The organism is Psychrobacter alimentarius (assembly GCF_001606025.1).
GTDB lineage: Bacteria > Pseudomonadota > Gammaproteobacteria > Pseudomonadales > Moraxellaceae > Psychrobacter > Psychrobacter alimentarius.
The window spans coordinates 67,639-81,878 of record NZ_CP014945.1; the positions used below are offsets into that span (position 1 = coordinate 67,639).

The window sequence follows — 14,240 nt, forward strand, 5'->3', positions numbered from 1 at the left end:
TCATCGCTAAAAACCATTGTAAGAGAGATAAAACCATACGAGAACGACGACATAAAGCGTAAACGAGGATAATAACTATGAAACACTCGCCTGAATTTACCGATATTATCATGAGCCTAGATGAGCTGGTATCTACCTGTGGTCAAGAGCGCCAATGGGTCATCGAATTGATTGAAGAAAATATTATTGAATATGATGTGCCAGAGCGTGAGCAGTTCACGGGTTACCAGCTAACGACTGTGCGCCGCGCGTCACGTTTGAGTCGCGATTTTGACGCCAGTGTGCCAGCGATTGGTCTGATACTTGAGCTGTTGGACGAGCTTGAGCAGTTACGCCAACTAAAACGTCAGCTAGACACACAAACGCCAGTAATTGAAGTGGATATCGACCATTTGAAGTAGTGAGATAATCATACAGAATAGACGATAAAAAAGAGCCAAGTGGCTCTTTTTTATGTTTATAAATAACCGAAAATAGCAGATATACGTTGATATTTCATCAAGCGTATTCTCTTTTGGGTCGTAGTATTTTGAGTTTTAGCTCGAAACAAACCCATTTCTTCTAGCAGACCATACTACTGATAGTCCTAATAAGGCAAGCGCAAGGACTGCCCACGGAAACGATACCGCCCCAATGCGTTGTAATAGTATCGCCCCCGCTACCCCGCCGCAGGCTATCGCTAGGTTAAATACGGTCACAAGCATGGACTGTGCAACATCAGCGTTATCGCCTGCGGCTCCTGCAAGCGCAGTCTGTAGTAATATTGGTGCGCCGCCAAAGGTCAGTCCCCATATGGCTATACCCACCAGAACAATAGCTGTAGAACCACCAGAGAAACCCAATACTAATGCTCCTATCGCAAACACACTCAGACTTATCAAAGCCATCAACCGTAGCCAGTTATCTACTAGCAGTCCAGTAAGCCAAATTCCTACTATGGCAGCAATACCGAATAACAGCAATATAGCATCCACTCGCTGTGCCAGCCCAACCGATGCTAAAAATGGCTCGATGTAAGTATAGAGAATGTTGTGAGCCGCGATCCATACAAACAACGTTAGCAATACAGGGCGAATACCTGGCATCGAAAAAACGTGCCGGATTGATAGGCGCTGTTTGGCTGACTGACCGGCGAAGTCAGGTAATGCCAGACGTACCCAGATCAACGATAGCAATGTTAACGCTGACATGATCCAAAACACGCCGCGCCAGTCTAATAGTAGACCGAGCCATGTTCCTAAAGGTACGCCAAAGGCCAGCGCAATTGGCTGACCCACTCCTGTTATTGCTAACGCACGTCCCCGCATATTGTCTGCCACCATACGCAATACATAGCCAGGTAGTAATCCCCATATGACTCCAGCTGCCATACCCGCAGCAAAGCGTGCCGCTATAATGATTGCATAGCTGCTTGACAAGGCAGTAACAATATTGAATACCAATAGGCTACCAATTGCCAATAAGAATAACCGGCGGCGATTCCAACTACGAGTGGCGGCAATCACTGGGATGGCGGCTAGCACAGAACCTAGTGCATAAAACGTTATCAACTGGCCTGCTAGCGCTTTAGAGACCCCTAATGACTCACTAATTTGTGGTAACAAACCAGCTGGCATGGTTTCGGTCATGATAGTGAGAAAGCCTGCTAATGTGAATGCCAGTAGCTTCCAGATAGGTAAACTTGGGGCGTTAAGCTCAGAGGTTTTAGGTTCGTCGATATTCATATCGCTTTTGCCTCCGTTACCGTACAGAAAACAAAATTAATATAGGATATAGGGAAAATGATGCTGTTAATGTTCATGTTAATTTCTTTTAATAATAGGTAAAACCCCTGTCCATAAATGGCTAGGGTATTCGTGTATTTTGAGTATCTATCGATCGATGCGATTAAGCACCAAAACTGATGTAGACAAGGCTACAAGGGTGACTGTGGAATAGATTGAATTGTACAACTAAGGCGTGTCCTCAATTCAAACGGTTGTATCTAAATAGGCTAGATTTTGCAAAATACTATCAAATAGTTGATTGATAGCTTGATATTATTTGCACTACTTTCCTCGTTTGACTGCCATCTATTTCATTTTACGACCCTTTTTAAAATAAGGACACGTCCTAGAGTCTAAAGTAGATGTGAAGTATAACTGGGTTTTTAAAACAGACGTATGGTGCTATGTATCGTTTTCAGATTGAGAAAACATCCTAGTTCATAGGACCAAATTTTTTAGCAATAAAAAAGAGCCAAATGGCCCTTTTTTATTTGTGAGCGTGTTTCTAACTATTAACGTGAATAGGTAGGATCAGCCGCCGCTGTGAACAACACATCGGTTGATGAGTTCAGGGCCGTTTCTGCTGAGTCTTGAATCACACCGATGATAAAGCCAATGGCAACCACTTGCATGGCGATGTCGTTTGGAATATTAAACAGACTAGCAGCGAGAGGGATTAGTAGCAATGAACCACCAGCAACCCCAGAGGCGCCACATGCACTAATCGTTGCAACCAAGCTTAATAATAGCGCTGACGCGAAAGTCACTTCGATACCAAGCGTATGTGCTGCGGCAAGCGTCAACACGTTAATAGTGATTGCCGCGCCTGCCATGTTGATAGTGGCGCCTAAGGGAATCGTCACCGAATAAGTGTCTTCATGTAGACCCAGTTTGCGCGCCAAATTCATGTTGACAGGAATGTTGGCCGCTGAACTACGGGTAAAGAATGCTGTAATCCCTGACTCACGCAAACATCTAAATACCAATGGGTAAGGGTTTTTGCCCGTTTTGACAAGGACAATAATAGGGTTGGCGACGAGAGCGATAAATAGCATACAACCGATCAGTACCATCAAAATACGTGCATAACCAGCTAAAGCCTCAAAGCCTGTCTCAGCTACCGTATTGGCGACCAAACCCAATATACCGAAAGGTGCTAAGGCAATGACCCATTTTACTACTTGTGAGATCGCATCAGAAAAGTCGCTGACCACCGCACGCGCAGTGTCGCTGGCCTGACGTAAGGCAAAACCGATGATAATTGCCCAAGCCAAAATACCAATATAATTGGCTTCAGCAATTGCATTGACAGGGTTTGCGACCAGATTCATAAGTAAGTTGGTCAACACTTCTTTTAGACCTGCTGGTGGTACTTGCTCAATCGTGGCATTTACTAACACCAACTCAGTTGGGAATAAAAAGCTTGCCATGACTGCGGTGAGGGCTGCCAAAAAAGTGCCGAACATATACATAATCAGCACTGGCTTAACATACACTTCATTGCCACTGCGGTGTTGGCTAATGGCGGCCATGACCAGAACAAAGACCAACACGGGAGCAACTGCTTTTAAGGCACCAACAAATAGTGTCCCTAACAATCCCAATGCGACACCAACGCTTGGCGCTAACCAACCAATCAATACTCCCAATACTAAACCGATAATAATCAGCGGTACCAGTCCTATACGCTGATACATCGCAATCAATGAACGCATCTATACACCCTCGAATTAGTCAGTAAACAAACAAATAATGATAAAAAGTAAAAGTAGGCGCAAGATAGTAACATTTTTCAACATGAGCGCCTACCTTTAACCCTTCTCTATACAGACCGATATATCGCAAAAAAAACGCCCGTATCACAAAGGATAGGGCGTTTTTAGGGTTACAACACTGAATAATACAGTACCTTTATGCATTAGACTTTAAAGTGGGTCAACTCATAGCCCAATTGCTGATAACTTTTGTACTTATGACGACCTGCTTCCACGCTGCTAGAATCTGGTTTGATTAGCTCAAGAACCCGCGTAGGATGCGCGTTATGAGTCGCCGCCATAAATTGATTCACAGGATGTGCAGTGGTATTCAGCACAATCCCTTTAAAATCAGCTGGCATGTGGTTACCCAGCAAAACAGGAGCAGATGTTTTATCATTCATAGAGGAAGAAGTAGCGTCAGGACGAGTCACTGTATCAGAGTCATCGATACGCTGATGCGGTATAAAGCTGGTTGCCTCTTGTGCCCATAAAGACGCATCAAGTGACGACAGCAATGCTTCGTCCTCAATCAGTATCAGTACCGATTGGGTGCTCTTGTTAAGGGCTGTTTGAGTGAGCTGACAAATAAAGCCCAAGAAATCTTGGGCTTTATTTTCGCTTAAAACATAAAAGCTAATATTCATAAGGTGGTGTTCATCAATGGATTAAACCATAGTGGCGCTGTTTTTTAAGTATTGCATAAACAGCGGTACAGGACGACCAGTGGCGGCTTTATTGGCACCTGAGTTCCATGCCGTGCCAGCGATGTCTAAATGCGCCCATGCTTGACCTTCTTCAACAAAACGCGATAAGAAGCAAGCTGCAGTCACAGCGCCTGCACCTTTACCACCAATGTTTTGCATGTCAGCGATAGGCGAGTCGAGCTGCGCTTGATACTCATCATCGAGTGGCATATGCCAGATAAGATCGCCTGATAGGTTACTGGCGTTTTCAAGATCAAACAAAACGTCTTCATCATTACTAAAGACCGCTGAACGGACATGACCTAACGCCACCACACAAGCACCAGTCAAAGTTGCCACATCGATAATGGCTTTTGGGTTATAGCGTTGTACATAGCATAGTGTGTCTGCCAACACCAAACGACCTTCGGCGTCTGTATTTAAGATTTCAACAGATTTGCCGTTCATGGCTTTGACGATGTCACCTGGGCGAGTGGCATCTCCTGAAGGCATGTTTTCAGCACAAGCAAGAGCGCCAACGACATTGATCGGTAGGCGCGCTTCACACAAGGCCTTAATTGTGCCAAGTACTGAGGCCGAGCCGCCCATGTCAAACTTCATCTCATCCATTGCCGCACCAGGTTTGATTGAAATACCACCTGAGTCAAAGGTTACGCCTTTACCTACTAAGACGATAGGAGCATCATCGTTAGTCACTGGAGTAGAGGTTTCGTTATTTTTGTCTGTCTTTTTAGACGCTTTCTTACTTGGCAGCTTGGTTGGCAATTTATCAGTTAGGGCTTTTAGGCCGCCTGTTACTTTTGCACTACTAACAGACGCTTTGCCCGTGTTGGCACTAAATGCTGACTTACCTTGATATTCCATCAATACCAGCTTGCCTTCTTTGGTAGAGCCCTGCGCCACTGCTAAGAAGCAATTCATACCCAATGCTGACATCTCATCTTCACCCAATACGGTGACTTTTAATAGATCGGGATAGGTTTTGGCCAAGGCTTGTGCTTGTTCTGCCATATAAGCTGGGAAGCAGATGTTACCCGGTTCATTAGCAACGTCACGAGTCAGGCTTTGACCTTTAAAGACAGCTTCAGCAAATACGAGTGAATCTTGCAATGACTTATCAGCCAACAAATAAATATCGGTCAATACAGGCGTTTTTTGTTCAGACTTATATTTATCAAAACGATAGCTTGCGGCCAATAAATTCAGCGCAAACTGACCAAATTGATTTTCTTCCAACGCATCGCCTAGGGCAACAGTAATAGAATCCACACGTTTTTGCGTGCTTTGATAAATGGTATTGGCAATTTTTTGCAAGGCGCTCTGGTTAAGCTTTTCAAGCTTACCAACACCTACCAATAATAATTGTACAAGGTTTTGCTTGGTGGTCTTTTTATCGCCTGCCAGCGCATAATCTTCTACTGTTTCACAAGCACTACCACTGAAGTGTGAGACTTCAATCAATTGTTCAATGCGTGTTTGATAGTCGCTCAAGGCTGACTCAGCAATGATGTTTTTCTTATCATCGACCAAGACCACAAGACAAGCCGCATCTTTGCTCTTGGCTTCTTTTTTGAGAATTTTTTGCGTGTGCGTCTTTGGTAAACTTTGGGTTAATTTGATATTCATATAATTATCCTTATTAGAGTTATAAAATCAGATTCATAAAAATGATCACGTTTATTTAATTGGTTTTACTTATTAGATCCTTTGGCCTATTGAGCCACCGCCCTAGTGTAGCATATTGCAAGACCAGTGCGCAGTGAGCAAGGCTTAGGTAATATGTTAGAACAAGTTTGCTAATCTAGTTTACGTTTATCAGTATTATTAAAGGTAAATTTTTATTATAAAGTTGATGATGTAGTGCATTGTGTCAAAAAATAATGGATGGATTGATGCTAGCCATTGATTAAATCATTTGTCGTCACCAAAGCGGCAAACCTGTCTTGTAGCGCTGCCATCGCGGTATCGTGCATCATCTCAGCACTGATGGTTTCTCTTTGAGCGCTTGGCAAATCACGAGTGGCGCAGGCGTCGTGACAAACGACATTATCAAACCCTAAGTCAAACGCGGCTCTGACACTTGAGCTGACACACATGTGACTCATAAACCCAGCAAAGATGATTTGCTGCTTTTGCGCTTTTTTAAGCAGGGCGTCAAGCTGCGTCTCATAAAAGGCATTGGGGTGTTTTTTGACGATAACGGTCTCGTTGTCCTGGGGCTGTAAGGCACTGACAATATCGATGTTGGCTGATAAAGGGTCGAACACTTGACCGTTTTCTGCACCATGATGGGTAATATGAAAAATAGGTACATTCAGCTCGCGCGCTTTATTCAGCAATAGGCGTGCATTTTCAGTCGCTTTTGCACCGGCTTGCCCTAGCGGCATGGCACCATTGACGTATTCGTTTTGAAAGTCAATCAATACGAGAGCGCAGTTAGACCAATCAGGGGGCGCAAAGGCACCGCCAGCAAGTTCAAGTAAGGTAGAGGGCGTAGACATGGTAAAGTCCTTAATCAATATGATTTGTGATATTTGAAGAGTCGTATAAAATCACAGAAGCGAACGCTTTAAAAATATAGAGAGATTAGTCTAGCAATTATTGTCAAATATACGAGCGTCATGATACGAATGACAAACAAACCTTTCTAAAGTACATAAACCAAAAACGTCTAAGTAGAAATATACTCAATTTCAAACAGTTGTATGTTTTGTGCGCCCTTTAATTTTTGATTATTGCCTTTATATTAGGCAGATATAACAAGCCACCAGCAAGGTGAGCGCAATCTCTTTCAAACACATTTCACAGCCATTTTTAACCAAAATATGCTAGGATTAGCGGCTATCTTTATCGCTGATATTTGTAGAGTATGGCGCAAAAATGATGCCGTTATTACGGTCACGATATTATGGTCATTATGTATATAGTTGATTGATCAGGATAGAGCCGATACAGCGCTAACATAGTGCTGATAAGTACCAATAACTGTGCTTGAAACTCCCTATAATTTATCGATAAGCATGTGATGACTCGCGCGACTGCCAATCCATTACCAACCCATGAAGAGTACCTATTGTGATATTACGCCGCTATATGACTCAGCAAGTTGCCTCAACGACCGCTTTGGTGTTGGGGTTTTTAGTGGTAATGATGCTGGGCGGTCGTTTGATCCGTTACTTTGGTATCGCAGCAGAAGGCAATCTGGATATCAGTTTGTTATTCACTATTATCGGTTATAACCTGCCGTACTTCTTAGAGTTGATCTTGCCGCTGGCATTTTTTATTGCATTGATGCTGGTTTTCGGACGCTTGTACGTCGACCAAGAAATGGCAGTCATCAACGCCAGCGGCATCTCGCGTGGTAAGCTTGCACGTTTGATGACGCCATTGATACTAGCTCTATTTGTGGGTGAGGCGGCGCTTTCGGTGGTTGGAAAACCGTGGGGTGTGCGTTCATCTGAGAGCGTCTGGCAACAGCAAGCATTGACCAGTGCGTTTGATTTGATTCGCCCAAACCAGTTTATTAGTAGTGGTAATTATCATTTGTACGTGGGCAGTTTGAGCGACGATAAGAAGCAATTACAAGACGTGATACTCATCCAGTCGAAGCCCAAAGCAAAAGGCAGTAAATCTGTTGATATGGATGACAGTACGTCTGTTGATATGGATAACCGCATCGATGCAGAAACTGCTGAGCAGTTGGACATTCCAGAGCTGCCGAACGCACTGATGAGCAAGAACGATATTAGCAAAGACACCATCACGTTAGCCAAACGGGCTGAGCAAGTAGATACAGAGGCGAGTGGTGTGACGCAATTGGACTTATTCCAAGGACGTCGCTATGAGGTTGGCGCAGGCAATCTAAAGTATAACCAAGTCGGCTTTGATCGCTATCGCATCACGTTGACGGAATCCTCAAAAGAAGTCGTTACCGAAGACAATATCGAAACCCAAGCGATTGGGCCGTTGTGGCAAGCCGCCACGGGCGGTACGCAAGTGGGCAGTGATAATGCGTTGCGAGCCGCACAAGGGGAGCTTGGTTATCGCTTGGCGCTGCCGTGGCTGATGATTATCGCCCCCATGCTGGCCGTACCACTTGCCCAAGTACGCCCACGTCAAGGGCGCTGGTTGCGTCTGTTTCCTTCTATCTTATTATTTGTCAGCTGTGCACTCGGTATTATTTCGCTTAAAAATGCCGTGAGTAAAGGTAGTGTCAGCGTGTGGGCATACGCATGGTTTATTTTAGGATTTATGGCATTGGCGCTTTATATGAATTGGGGTAGCCGTGTGCAGCATCGATTACGCTTTCGCAAACAAGAGAATGAGCCGTTGATGACAGCTGATAGCCAACATAGTGGCTCACAAGGAGGGCAACCATAATGCGCTCCTTATTTTCAAAATCCTCAGCGACCGATCAGCTGGCAAGACTGCCGAGTAACCTCAAGGTGCTTAGCCGTTATGTCAAGCTCAACGCCTTACTCGCCATTATCGGAGCGGTACTTGGTCTGTGGGCGCTGCAATTGGTATTTTCTTATTTATCTGAGCTAGATTCGCTGGATGACAGCTACACGATGGGTGAAGCCATCAAATACATATTCTATCGCTCACCTTACTTTTTAGAGCAGTTTATTCCGACGGGCGCCTTGCTTGGTGCGGTGGTTGGTTTGGGATTGCTGGCAAACAAAAGCGAGCTGGTCGTGATGCGCGCGGCTGGGGTAAGTGTGTATCGTATCGTCAGCTGGGTGCTACAACCTGCCTTGATTTTTGTAATTTTGGCCTTGGCAATCAATCAGTTTGTCTTGCCGACCTCCAATCAACTGGCAAAAGAGATCAACGATGCTGACAGCAAATCGCTAGTGACGTCGGTACGAGGCTATTGGACCGTGCAGCCACGGTTTGAAAAATCAGAAGATGGCGGTGCCAAACCGGATGGTAGCGACATTCTTTATATCGATTACGCCGATGTTAACGGCAATATCGGTGAGGTCAAGCGTTGGCATTTGGACAATAGTGGTGACTTACAAACCGCGGTTCACGCTGAGGGCGGGAAGTATATTGGTCGTGAATCTTTAGATACCACCACTGACAAACTGAGCGAGCAGTATCGTTATGATTGGCAGCTCAATAACATGACTGAGCTGAGTATCAACCAAGGGTTTGAGAGCAGTCAGGCCATCTCGACATCTGATACGTTAAGCTTGCCATTTGCGCCTGAGTCCGTGTATTTGCTGACCCGTAAAGCAGAGGATTTGTCATTGACTCAATTGTATGAGCATCGGCAGTTTATGCGCCAACAAGATCAACGCTCCTTGAGTCATGAGCTGGCATTTTGGCAAAAACTGCTGTCGCCGTTGTCTATTTTATCTTTGGTCATTGTTGCCTGCTCATTCGTTTTTGGCTCATTACGCACGCACAGTTTGGGCTTGCGTATCGTGGTGGCATTGCTGTTCGGTTTGCTGTTCAGTTATGTGCAGGATTTGGTCGGTTTTGTCTCGCTGGCTACTGGGTTTTCGCCCATGCTGATGGTGATACTGCCAATTATTGGCAGTGCGATCTTGGGTGGCTATTTACTCAAACGGCAAATGTAGGTCACAACGGACAATGCAAAACCAAATCGCCCTGTACATAGTGACAAGTATTTATAGTAATAAGCGACTGGTATAAAACTTCCTTGCTTACTATAATATAAAGGCTGCAAAAAATTCATCTCAGTCGCACTGTACATTATCAAAGTAACTCAACTAGACAGTTCGCCATAAAAAAGCCCGTCGAAACTTATTGTTTTGACGGGCTTTTTGTTTGCTCAACTTTTAAAATCTCAATTCTCAAAACTTTGAGCTTTTTAACCAGCTAAGTGTTTAAAAACTTATTCTTTCCTAAAATTAGTCTTTGGTTGCCATGGTAATCGTGTACGTTTTGCCTTGTTTGACCTTTTCGCTATTGCCAAACACTTCGGTAAATGAGCGCTTCATAAATTGACGTAAGCCATTGATGGTCACTACATAAAAACGGCCACCTTGACGCATGCGTGCATAGGCATCAAGGAAGTACAGATAGTGTTGCTCTTTGCCGACTTTGGCGGGCAAGTTTGACATCACAAGGCTAAAGTCTTTGTCTTTTGCTACGTGATTAAAGCCATTGGATAAATGCACATCGACATTTTTTAAACCGTTTTTTTCACAATTCAAGCGTGCATACTCTACTGCCATAAAATCTTTATCAATCAGTGTGTGCTGACCATTTGGACATTCGCGCGCGGCCGTCATGCCAAGCACACCATAACCACAGCCCAAATCGATCGAATCGTCATCTGCCTGAAAATCCACGTAATCCAGCAGCATTAGGCTACCATCATCGAGCTTTTGCGGTGAAAAAATACCCCACGTGGTCGCAAAATCAAACGGCTTACCCAGCACGTCTTGGCGAAAATTGATGTCTTCGCGCCAGTGTTGGGCGTTCTTTAGCAGGTCAGCAGGCGGTCTATGGCTCATGATATTCTCAAATAATAGATAAGGAAGAGGGGGTGCGTGGTGCAACTAGACAGCTCACGCAGTATGACGAGTATTGTAACGAGAAAAGGGCAGGTTTGCAGCTATGGATTATAGTCGTTTCTCAGATTACTCTTTTAAATAGAAAAATGTTGCTATGACTGAAAGAAAAATTATACTTTTATCAAGATAGGCAAGTGCATAATTCTACAGCGGTGACTTAAAGGAAAACAATGTGACAAGTGATCTTAATAAAGACTGGACACCAACATTTGGTACCGTTTATACATGGTTTGCCATGGATAAAGAAGGGCGAATTGCGGTTATGGTAAATAACTGCTGGGGTGACCTACCGCAATCAGTTTTAAATATTCCTAATGCTGAACCGTTATTGGATGATTTAAATGATTATATATGGGAAGAGTCGAATAAGTACACGGACTACCCTCAAGATAAAGCAGGAGAGCTAATAGTGGATCTATATTCTTATTGGAGTAATAAGGATAGGTACCGCAAAAAAGTTTCGATAAGAACAGTGGGTAGAATTGGGAAATGGCATGGATACATTATCGACTTCTACTGCTTTTTCGAAAATAAAACAATGATTCGTCGTAAGATTACTAAAAAATTAACTGCTGAGCTTAAACGAATAAAAAATTATAGTGACGCGAATTTTTCAGTAAACAAAGGTTACTTTTTATACTTTGCAGTAGACGGGTATAACGAAGGTGATGATTATCCAGTAGGCTATAAGGGCGCGACCAAAATAGGTGATTATTACCGTTATCTTGTACCTACAGTCTACGCGTCAATTGAGGGTTTTCCGCAAGAGTTATGGCACGGTATAGCCGTTTCAGATACTCTAGATTTTACCAAAGATAGAATGCTTGATAATGATAAGATTAATACTTATTTTCCTAGAAATTATCGTAACTAACCAGCTATGTAGCTTGGTTGGTTCGAGAGTAACTTATCATCCAATGTTTCCATGCTTACATTTTTCTTAGAGAATTTAAGCTTTTCCTTATATTAATGTCTTCTGGATCTATAGCCATAGCATCCTCATAGCACTTCCTTGCAGAGGCAAACTCTCCTATACTTGCCATCAAAGCTCCTAAATCAATATAGGCATCAACAAACTCTGGGTCTAAATCGATAGATTCCTGATAGTATTCAAATGCCTGAACTAAATCACCTTTAGCAAAGAAATCAGAAGCCCATAGATAATAGTATCTTGATATTCTGTACTCATTATCTATATCAGTCACTTGACCATAAATTTCAAAAGCATTCTGATAATTTTTTTTATAAAACTCAGCATTGCCCTCACATTCTAGAGTAGCTGCATGTGACAAATTTGAACTTTTGAGCATCTTGTAGCCTGCATCAAAGTCCATATTTTTAAAATGCTCAGTAATTTTTTTAATAATATTATGATCGTTATGTCCTATCATATGTTCTTTCCTTCAAAAGGCTAACCTCTCGGATGATGCTCTGCATGCAACTGCTGCAATCTCGCTGTCGCCACATGAGTATAGATTTGCGTGGTAGACAAGTCACTATGCCCAAGCAACAACTGCACGCTACGTAAGTCTGCGCCATGATTGAGCAGATGCGTGGCAAAAGCGTGACGTAAGGTGTGCGGTGACAACTCTTTATCGATACTGGCGACTTTCGCGTATTTTTTGAGCAAATACCAAAAATTCTGCCGCGTCATATAACCGCCTTGCGCCGTCAAAAACACCGCTTGGCAGTTGCCCGATTTTAAATGCGCAATCAAATCCCCACGTCCATGCGACAGATAGTCTTCTAGCGCGTCCGCTGCATATTCACCGAGTGGCACCAATCGCGTTTTATTGCCTTTACCGGTGATTTGTAGCCAGCCTGAATTGAGATTGACTTGTTCTAATGACAGATTAATCAGCTCACTGACACGCAAACCGCAAGCGTAGAGCACCTCTAACATGGCTTTGTCACGCAGTCCCAGCGCCGTACTGGTATCGGGCGCGGCCAGCAGATTATCGACATCTGCTTCGCTCAAATCTTTCGGCAACGGGCGACCAAGTTTGGGGCTTTTGACGCGCTCACACGGATTGTCTTCACGCAAATTGCTCGCAATCATCCACAAGTAGAACTGACGCAGGCTGGACAGCATACGCGCTTGAGTACGGGGCGTTTTGCCGTCTTGAGTGAGGAGAGAAAGACAATGCAGCACATCATCAGGCTGCCAGCGTGTCAGCGCGATAGGGTTGGTCAACTCACAAGAACGCAAGTCGCGCACATAAGCGTTACGGGTACGCGTCGCTAAACCACGAGCCAGCATGGCTTGACGAAACTCCGTCATATAAGACGGCTCATCATCGACGGCCAAGGACTTGGGCTGCCTTTGTTGTACGGCACGATCACGGCTCATAAGACGATTCTCAGTGAATGACGAAAGATAAAGAATAGGTCAGAGCGATTATGCGCTTTTTTTCTTCACCAAATAACGATATAGCGTACTATTTACGGGCGTCTCATTATCGCCAGCAACAGTGATTTCATCAGGATCAATATCCAAACTCACATTGTCAGCCAACGTTTCTTGACCGAGCAACTCATGACCCAGATGACGACAAAAATTAGGAATGTCGCGTGTGGTGGCAGGATCAGTGGCGAGTATCTCAATCACCTCACCGCTATCTGCTTTACGGATCACTCGGTGTAGCATCATCACAGGCTCAGGACAGATCAGGCCTTGCGTGTCTAAATGATGGTGAATAGTCGTTTGCATCGTTGAGGTCGTCATAATGTATTATTTGAATCAATTAGGTGAGTTTATAGTATAAAAGTGACGCATAAAAAGTGCGCTACTTAGATAATTTTTTTACTTGCTGTGCCGTTGCAGACAGAGGCTTCAAAAAATCTATCCCAGCAGTACGGTATGCTTTTTAAATAAACGATACATTTATCAAAGAGATTTCATTCGAGCATCTTATGTCTCTTCAATGATATCAACGTCTTCTTGCATTTCTAAAAAGTTAAAAAAGCGTTTAAAAGTCACTTTAAATAAAAACGCCACGCCCAGCCAGCAGGACAATCCTAACCACGCCGTATTAGAAAACAGTAACTCACCGATCAGAATAAGGGTAGACACACCGATACTCATGGCAATCATTGAGGGCTGGTTGAGCCGATAGCGGTAAATCACAAAAGCATCATAAATAGTAATAGGAATGGTCAGTGCCACCAACGCATAAGGCAAATTGTAAAACAATTGATACAGCAGCTGATTGTCATGGAACGCCTTGATACTGGCAATGGTACCAAAAATCACAAATGCCAAAATCGCGGCATAAATAAGATAAACTGCTATCTGGTTTACGCGCTGAGCGCCTTTGATACGTGCGATCGCAAGCGGAGCAAAACCATGTTGCGACTTATTTTGCAAGGCTTGGTCTGGGGCATCGGTCATAGTCATCAATCACGCATTCGTTTGGAGGGGCAATAGGGTAAAAAACAACAAGGCTACAATGCCTGCCATTT

General features: G+C 43.9%; 14 protein-coding genes. 4 read left to right on the forward strand and 10 right to left on the reverse strand.

Annotation, left to right across the window (positions count from 1 at the left end; genetic code table 11):
• Positions 1–77: 77 nt before the first annotated feature.
• Entirely contained in the window at positions 78–401 is a 324-nt protein-coding gene (locus tag A3K91_RS00290) for a chaperone modulator CbpM (protein ID WP_062843499.1), read from the forward strand.
• 135 nt (positions 402–536) lie between these two features.
• Here the strand turns inward: A3K91_RS00290 and A3K91_RS00295 are convergent, their stop codons facing one another.
• The 5 genes from A3K91_RS00295 to A3K91_RS00315 form a co-directional block, all read right to left on the reverse strand.
• The gene (locus A3K91_RS00295) at positions 537–1,724 is read right to left on the reverse strand and encodes an MFS transporter (protein WP_062843500.1); all 1,188 of its coding nucleotides are present in this window, start codon (positions 1,722–1,724) and stop codon (positions 537–539) included.
• Between the two features lie 554 nt (positions 1,725–2,278).
• Positions 2,279–3,481 (reverse strand): serine/threonine transporter SstT, encoded by a 1,203-nt coding sequence (gene sstT, locus A3K91_RS00300; protein ID WP_062843501.1) that lies wholly within the window; start codon positions 3,479–3,481, stop codon positions 2,279–2,281.
• A 203-nt stretch (positions 3,482–3,684) separates the two neighbouring features.
• On the reverse strand, positions 3,685–4,167 hold the full coding sequence (locus A3K91_RS00305) for a DNA polymerase III subunit chi (RefSeq protein WP_062843502.1): 483 nt from the start codon (positions 4,165–4,167) through the stop codon (positions 3,685–3,687).
• A 21-nt stretch (positions 4,168–4,188) separates the two neighbouring features.
• Positions 4,189–5,853: a leucyl aminopeptidase gene (locus A3K91_RS00310; protein WP_062843503.1), complete on the reverse strand. Its 1,665-nt coding sequence runs from the start codon at positions 5,851–5,853 to the stop codon at positions 4,189–4,191.
• A 269-nt stretch (positions 5,854–6,122) separates the two neighbouring features.
• On the reverse strand, positions 6,123–6,728 hold the full coding sequence (locus A3K91_RS00315) for a cysteine hydrolase family protein (protein ID WP_062843504.1): 606 nt from the start codon (positions 6,726–6,728) through the stop codon (positions 6,123–6,125).
• Between the two features lie 574 nt (positions 6,729–7,302).
• Between A3K91_RS00315 and A3K91_RS00320 the strand changes: the two genes are divergently transcribed.
• Entirely contained in the window at positions 7,303–8,607 is a 1,305-nt protein-coding gene (locus A3K91_RS00320) for an LPS export ABC transporter permease LptF (protein WP_416231967.1), read from the forward strand.
• Positions 8,607–9,815 (forward strand): LPS export ABC transporter permease LptG, encoded by a 1,209-nt coding sequence (gene lptG, locus A3K91_RS00325; RefSeq protein ID WP_062843506.1) that lies wholly within the window; start codon positions 8,607–8,609, stop codon positions 9,813–9,815. The genes A3K91_RS00320 and lptG overlap by 1 nt, the downstream gene beginning before the upstream one ends.
• Positions 9,816–10,109: 294 nt before the next feature.
• Here the strand turns inward: lptG and A3K91_RS00330 are convergent, their stop codons facing one another.
• Complete coding sequence (locus tag A3K91_RS00330) at positions 10,110–10,718, reverse strand: class I SAM-dependent methyltransferase (RefSeq protein ID WP_062843507.1); 609 nt, start codon at positions 10,716–10,718, stop codon at positions 10,110–10,112.
• 232 nt (positions 10,719–10,950) lie between these two features.
• Between A3K91_RS00330 and A3K91_RS00335 the strand changes: the two genes are divergently transcribed.
• On the forward strand, positions 10,951–11,652 hold the full coding sequence (locus A3K91_RS00335; protein WP_228139876.1) for a hypothetical protein: 702 nt from the start codon (positions 10,951–10,953) through the stop codon (positions 11,650–11,652).
• A gap of 55 nt (positions 11,653–11,707) precedes the next feature.
• Here the strand turns inward: A3K91_RS00335 and A3K91_RS00340 are convergent, their stop codons facing one another.
• From A3K91_RS00340 to A3K91_RS00355, 4 genes are all read right to left on the reverse strand, one after another.
• Positions 11,708–12,169, reverse strand: coding sequence for a tetratricopeptide repeat protein (locus A3K91_RS00340; RefSeq protein ID WP_062843508.1), 462 nt, complete (start codon positions 12,167–12,169; stop codon positions 11,708–11,710).
• A 20-nt stretch (positions 12,170–12,189) separates the two neighbouring features.
• Positions 12,190–13,128, reverse strand: coding sequence for a site-specific tyrosine recombinase XerD (gene xerD / locus A3K91_RS00345; protein WP_062843509.1), 939 nt, complete (start codon positions 13,126–13,128; stop codon positions 12,190–12,192).
• Between the two features lie 48 nt (positions 13,129–13,176).
• Entirely contained in the window at positions 13,177–13,503 is a 327-nt protein-coding gene (tusA, locus tag A3K91_RS00350; RefSeq protein ID WP_062843510.1) for a sulfurtransferase TusA, read from the reverse strand.
• Between the two features lie 186 nt (positions 13,504–13,689).
• The gene (locus tag A3K91_RS00355; RefSeq protein WP_062845778.1) at positions 13,690–14,169 is read right to left on the reverse strand and encodes a hypothetical protein; all 480 of its coding nucleotides are present in this window, start codon (positions 14,167–14,169) and stop codon (positions 13,690–13,692) included.
• Positions 14,170–14,240 lie beyond the last annotated feature (71 nt).

Bases quoted from the DNA above. Each gene is read 5' to 3' on its own strand.
- A3K91_RS00315 (WP_062843504.1), bottom strand. From the start codon at position 6,728: ATGTCTACGCCCTCTACCTTACTTGAACTTGCTGGCGGTGCCTTTGCG.
- tusA (WP_062843510.1), bottom strand. From the start codon at position 13,503: ATGACGACCTCAACGATGCAAACGACTATTCACCATCATTTAGACACG.
- xerD (WP_062843509.1), bottom strand. From the start codon at position 13,128: ATGAGCCGTGATCGTGCCGTACAACAAAGGCAGCCCAAGTCCTTGGCC.
- lptG (WP_062843506.1), top strand. From the start codon at position 8,607: ATGCGCTCCTTATTTTCAAAATCCTCAGCGACCGATCAGCTGGCAAGA.
- sstT (WP_062843501.1), bottom strand. From the start codon at position 3,481: ATGCGTTCATTGATTGCGATGTATCAGCGTATAGGACTGGTACCGCTG.
- A3K91_RS00340 (WP_062843508.1), bottom strand. From the start codon at position 12,169: ATGATAGGACATAACGATCATAATATTATTAAAAAAATTACTGAGCAT.
- A3K91_RS00355 (WP_062845778.1), bottom strand. From the start codon at position 14,169: ATGACCGATGCCCCAGACCAAGCCTTGCAAAATAAGTCGCAACATGGT.
- A3K91_RS00295 (WP_062843500.1), bottom strand. From the start codon at position 1,724: ATGAATATCGACGAACCTAAAACCTCTGAGCTTAACGCCCCAAGTTTA.
- A3K91_RS00290 (WP_062843499.1), top strand. From the start codon at position 78: ATGAAACACTCGCCTGAATTTACCGATATTATCATGAGCCTAGATGAG.
- A3K91_RS00330 (WP_062843507.1), bottom strand. From the start codon at position 10,718: ATGAGCCATAGACCGCCTGCTGACCTGCTAAAGAACGCCCAACACTGG.
- A3K91_RS00310 (WP_062843503.1), bottom strand. From the start codon at position 5,853: ATGAATATCAAATTAACCCAAAGTTTACCAAAGACGCACACGCAAAAA.
- A3K91_RS00305 (WP_062843502.1), bottom strand. From the start codon at position 4,167: ATGAATATTAGCTTTTATGTTTTAAGCGAAAATAAAGCCCAAGATTTC.